We start from the raw sequence: 5,332 nt of genomic DNA, 5'->3' as shown, positions 1-5,332 counted from the left end.
CCCGCGGGCAGCGGGTTGTGAGCAAGCGCCGCCCGGAGGTTGTCGAGCCGACCGGCCCTTTTGACCGCGCTCATCCCCTCTGGCCCGGCGACGGCGACGCCGGCGCTGTCGTACCCCCGGTACTCCAAGCGGGCGAGGCCCTCGAGAACGACGTCCAGCGGGCGGGAGCCCGCGGGACCATGACCGACGTATCCAACGATTCCGCACATGGCAGTAATCTAACCACACTCGGGCCCGGGTTTTAAGCCTGGTGCGCTACGTTTTTCCAAAGACGAATATTCGCCGCCGCCTGGGCCGTTCAGCCTCCTCCCTTGCCGCCCGGCCCCCTCGTGCCGCCTGACCCTCTCGTGCCGGCCGCCCCGTTCGCTTGCAGCCCGCCGGGACATCGCCGACGGCATTTCCAAACCGGCTCGGCCCAACCAAGCACCTCCGCGCAAGGCTCCCATTCGGTATGTTTCGCTTCGGGCCTCGGAACGTACGACGTGTGCGCAGAGGCAGCGAAAACGCCGTTACAATTGAATCCATGATCGCCCCTGTGCACATCGGGCCGAGCGCCACACCGCCCGCCTCCCACGTGATCGACTTCTCCTATGAAGAGTGGGCCAGGCTGGCGCAATCGACTCCCCTTCCGCTGACGCAGTCGGACATCCGCCGCCTTTCCGCCTTGGGCGATCCCATCGACCTCGAACAGGCAGACGCCATCTACCGTCCACTGTCGGCCCTGCTGCAGATGTACACGGCCGAGGTCGGCGCGCTCCACAGAAAAACGTCGCAGTTCCTCGGCTTGCGCGAGGAGCGCACGCCTTTCGTCATCGGAATCGCAGGGTCAGTGGCGGTCGGGAAATCGACGACGGCGCGCCTGCTGCGCGAACTGCTGCAGCGCTGGCCGGCTACCCCGCGCGTCGAATTGGTGACGACCGACGGATTCCTCTACCCGAACGCGGTACTGGAAGAACGGGGCCTCATGGAGCGCAAGGGATTCCCCGAATCATACAACCGCCAGGCCCTCATCGATTTCCTCAAAGCCGTGAAGGCGGGCCGGAGCGCCGTGCGCGCGCCCGTGTACGACCACATCATCTACGACATCGTCCCCGGCGCCTCGATCGAGGTCAACCGGCCGGACATCCTCATCCTCGAGGGCCTCAACGTGCTCCAACCGGCCAAAACCGACGGAAGCGGGCGCGACCTGCAAGCCGTTTCGGATTTTTTCGACGTCTCGATCTACGTCGACGCCGAAGCCACGCACATTGAGCAGTGGTACATCGAGAGGCTTTTCAAGCTCCGCGAGGTGGCCTTCAACCAGCCCGAGTCTTACTTTCAGCGGTTCGCGACGATGAGCGAGGAAGAGCTGCGCGAACGCGGCGAATACATTTGGCGCACAATCAACCTGCCCAACCTCTTGGAGAACATCGCGCCGACGCGCTCGCGAGCCCACATCGTATTGCGCAAGGGAGCGAACCACATGATTGAGAACGTCATCATCAGAAAACTGTGACCGGCGCGGCCCGCTCCGACCGACGCAGCCCGTTTCGACCGGCGCGGCCTACTTCATTTCAGCGCTTTCCGCTTCGTCCTTTTCGTCTCGAGCGTCGCTGGCTTGGTCTCGCGCGGCGCTGTCTCGGACGTCACGGGCTTTCGCGTCGTCGCCTTTTGACTCGTCATCGCGGTCGCCTTCCTCCACGTCGTCCGGCGCCGGGACCGCATCGCCGAAGATCTCTTCGGGGGTCGAAGGCCCGGACGTCGTCCTCTCGATGATGATGTTGATGACGGCGCCCAAGGCGATTCCGCCGCTCACGCCCACAAGCATGGACAGAATGGGATGGCCGTTGAACACGTGTCCGGAGACGATGCCGATGATCGCAGAGTAGGTAGACCAAATCGGCCCGGAGAGCAGCGTCAGGGGGATGAACTTGTGGCGGGGGTACCCGGTCGCTCCGGCGATGAGATTGACGGCGACCCTGCCGATCGGGATGAAGCGGGCCGCGATGATGTAGAGAGGGCCTCGCCTCGCAAGGCCCTTCCGGGCGAAGCGAACGGCGACCTGCCCCTTTCCTTCGCGCAGAAAGCGAATGCGCTCGACGTTGTATCTGTGTCCGATGCCGAACGCGAGTTGATCGCCGAGGATCGCTCCCAACGCTCCGGTGAGGATGAGCAGGTAAACGTTGGGGCCGTTCCCCTGAACGATGAGGGCGCCCAGGGCAATGATCAGGGTCTCCGACGGGAGAATCGGGAGGAAGCCGTCGATCACGCAGAAGACGAACAGAAAGAACAGTGTCCACAGCGAGGGCCCAAATTCCAAGACCCAGCTCTCAATGGAGTGAAACAGATCCACGTTGTCCTTTCCGCCGGTAAAATCGCCGCAATACGTTGGACAACCTTAACACCCGGCAATGGAGGGACAAGAGAGCAATTCTCCCCAAGGAAGCGCCCCAGCCGCGGCTGACCGCCGGTAAACCGTCTCGAACGTCACGGGTTTCACACCCCATAGGCGACGTGGCATAAGCATCGTCGAGGCGTCGAGACCGGGCTGAAGTTTATAAGCCCATTCTGAATGTGGAAGCGAGAATAGACCACCCGTGCGAGAGGCTTTCCCTTTGTCAGCTCCAGACGACGGAAGGATCACATGACGGAAGGATCGACATGACCGTCCGGGCAGACTTGAAAACCGAGCGTCTTATAACGGACGCCTCGCGTGCAAGTCCACATCAAACAAGCCTTTAGAGATGCGAAACAGTCAATCGACAACCGGATGCTCCGGCCCGCGTCCGAGACTGGCAGGCGCCGACCGCCGGAGGGGCCGAGCGCTTGGCTTGGCCCCTCCGAGCAAGCGTGAACAGGCGTGCCCTTCGGCAAATCCCCTTTAATCGAGGCGCCGTGGAGCAGAGCCTGTAAACAAGAATCCCGCGGAAAGGATCCCTTAGAGGCTGAGCCTCGACTTCACGACCTCCGCGAGGTTTGCCGCGACAGCGTCGGCTTCCTCCTGCGTTGCGGCTTCAACCATGACTCTCACAAGCGGTTCGGTTCCGGAGGGGCGGAGCAGCACCCGTCCCGTCTCGCCCAGCGCGCGCTCTGCCGAACTCACGGCCGCCGCGACCTCCTCATCCGTTTCTGTGCGTCTCTTGTCGACGTCCGCCACATTGACGAGCGTCTGCGGGAGGCGCTGGACCACACCCGCGAGGTCGGCAAGCGGCCGCCCGGTTCTCGCAACCTCGGCGGCCACGAGCAGCGCGGTAAGGGTGCCGTCTCCGGTGGTGGCGCGGTTGAGATTGATAACGTGGCCGGATTGCTCGCCGCCGAGCACGTACCCGCCCGCGCGCATGGCCTCGAGGACGTAGCGGTCGCCGACGGCCGTTTGAACCGTTGCGATCCCCTCCTTGCGCATGGCGAGGATGAGGCCGAGGTTGGACATCACCGTCACAACGAGCGTGTCCCCCGCAAGTTCGCCGCGATCCCTCATCGCGATGGCGAGCAGGCCCATGATCTGATCCCCGTCAACCATTGCGCCCGAGGCGTCCACGGCGAGGCAGCGGTCGGCGTCGCCGTCGAAGGCGAAACCGAAATCCGCCTTGGACGCCACGACGGCCGACTGGAGCTGTTCGGGATGGGTAGACCCGCATTTGTCGTTGATGTTGTGCCCGTCGGGCGAGGCGTTGATGACGACGACGTCGGCGCCGGCCCTGCGCAGGGCCTCGGGGGCGACGGCGCTGGTGGCCCCGTTGGCGCAGTCGACGACGATTCGCAGGCCGGTCAATTCGACGTCGATCGATCCGACGAGGTGCTCGATGTAAGCGGAGTCTGCCATTTCCACGGCGGACTCGATCCTGCCCACGCCTTCGCCGACGGGCCTGTCCCATTCGGCGCCGAGGAGGGCTTCGACCTCGTCCTCGATGGAGTCTTCGAGCTTGAACCCGCCGCGCGCAAAGAATTTGATGCCGTTGTCGGGCATAGGGTTGTGGGAGGCGGAGATCATCACGCCGAGGTCGATGTTCCGGGAGGCTGTGAGGTAGGCCAGCCCGGGGGTGGGCAGCACATCGACTTGTTCGACGTCGACGCCGGCGCCGGCCAGGCCTGCCGCGACGGCCTGCGCGAGCATGGCCCCCGACAAGCGCGTGTCTCGGGCTACAACCGCCCGGGGGCGCCCTTCTCCGCCCTGTGCGAGAGCCCGAGCGGCGGCTTCGCCCAATTCGAGTGCCAGTTGTGCCGTAATCTGGCGATTGGCGAGCCCTCGCACGCCGTCAGTTCCAAAAAGTCGGGCCATGATTCCTCTCCGGTTCGAGAAAAGATCGCTGTTGTGACGATCCCAAGTATGGCACTGCTGCGCCTGCCAGCCGAACTCCTCCACAATGTGAACCGCCAAAATGCTTCAAAGCGCCTTGATTTATAAAACACTTCAAAGCACCTTGATTTATAGAACACCTGAATGCTGTCAGTTCGAGTTCGAGGCGTCCGTCAGTGTTGCGGAGGGCGTCCCGCGCATTGGCTCCGGTCCATGTGTGACTACATCGACGTTCCCTTGCCGCAGGCGTCCCGCGCGCATCGGCGCCGGAGCAGGCTTCTCGCGTGCGTTCATATCGCTGCAGCGCGAAAACGCTGGCGTTGAGGAAGGCGCCTAGAAAATGTTGAGTGTGAGGCAGACGCCTTAAAATGTTGGCGGCATGGCAATCGTGGGCCCGTCGGTTTTTCCGACGGGCCCACGAAACGCCTGATTGCCTTTGGCACCGACGGCTTGCACGCCGCCGCGCCTGCGAAGGCTTCCGCCGCTCGACGTCGCAAACGCCTCAGCAGCGGAAATAGATCAACGCTTGGAGAACTGCGAGGCCTTGCGTGCCTTCTTCAGGCCGGCCTTCTTGCGCTCGACGGCTCGAGCGTCGCGGGTGAGGAAACCGGCCTTCTTGAGGGCGGGGCGGTTGGCCTCACGGTCAATCTCGTTGAGGGCGCGGGCGATGCCGAGGCGAAGGGCGCCGGCCTGACCCGAAACGCCGCCTCCGTTGATTCGGGCGACGACGTCGAACCTTCCCTCGAGGTCGAGGAGGGCGAACGGCGAGCGAACAAGCTGCTGATGGAGCTTGTTCGGGAAATAATCGTCAAGCTTGCGCCCGTTGATCTTCCATTCGCCGCTTCCCGGAATGAGCCTGACGCGTGCGACGGCCTCCTTGCGGCGGCCGAGCGCCTGGCCCGGGGCTGTCAGGGATGCGCCCTGACCGACGCGGGGAGCTTCGCTCTCCGTGGTGTACGAGCCGCTGAAATCCTCGCTCAGCGCCTCGGCTTCAACTGTCGTTTCAGACATTCAATACGTCCTGTTCCTAAAAGCTCACTGAGCAGTCTTCTTGAG

General features: G+C 63.6%; 4 protein-coding genes and 1 pseudogene. 1 reads left to right on the top strand and 4 read right to left on the bottom strand.

Annotated features, from left to right (window positions below; genetic code table 11):
- A pseudogene (locus tag ACO48X_RS06290) lies at nt 1-209 on the bottom strand (glutamine--fructose-6-phosphate transaminase (isomerizing)); the annotation flags it as partial.
- Between the two features lie 314 nt (nt 210-523).
- Here ACO48X_RS06290 and coaA point away from each other — a divergent pair.
- Complete coding sequence (coaA, locus tag ACO48X_RS06285; RefSeq protein WP_485001254.1) at nt 524-1,495, top strand: type I pantothenate kinase; 972 nt, start codon at nt 524-526, stop codon at nt 1,493-1,495.
- Nucleotides 1,496-1,543: 48 nt separating this feature from the next.
- Here coaA and ACO48X_RS06280 read toward each other — a convergent pair whose 3' ends face one another.
- The 3 genes from ACO48X_RS06280 to rpsI all read right to left on the bottom strand — a co-directional run bounded on the left by ACO48X_RS06280 (nt 1,544) and on the right by rpsI (nt 5,287).
- A complete protein-coding gene (locus ACO48X_RS06280; RefSeq protein ID WP_485001253.1) occupies nt 1,544-2,332 on the bottom strand; it encodes a DedA family protein in 789 nt (262 codons plus the stop codon).
- Between the two features lie 585 nt (nt 2,333-2,917).
- A complete protein-coding gene (gene glmM / locus ACO48X_RS06275) occupies nt 2,918-4,258 on the bottom strand; it encodes a phosphoglucosamine mutase (RefSeq protein ID WP_485001252.1) in 1,341 nt (446 codons plus the stop codon).
- A 537-nt stretch (nt 4,259-4,795) separates the two neighbouring features.
- Nucleotides 4,796-5,287, bottom strand: coding sequence for a 30S ribosomal protein S9 (gene rpsI / locus ACO48X_RS06270; RefSeq protein WP_485001251.1), 492 nt, complete (start codon nt 5,285-5,287; stop codon nt 4,796-4,798).
- Nucleotides 5,288-5,332 lie beyond the last annotated feature (45 nt).

This window comes from Peptidiphaga sp. (genome assembly GCF_057238965.1).
This window is presented reverse-complemented; position numbering and strand designations above follow the sequence as displayed.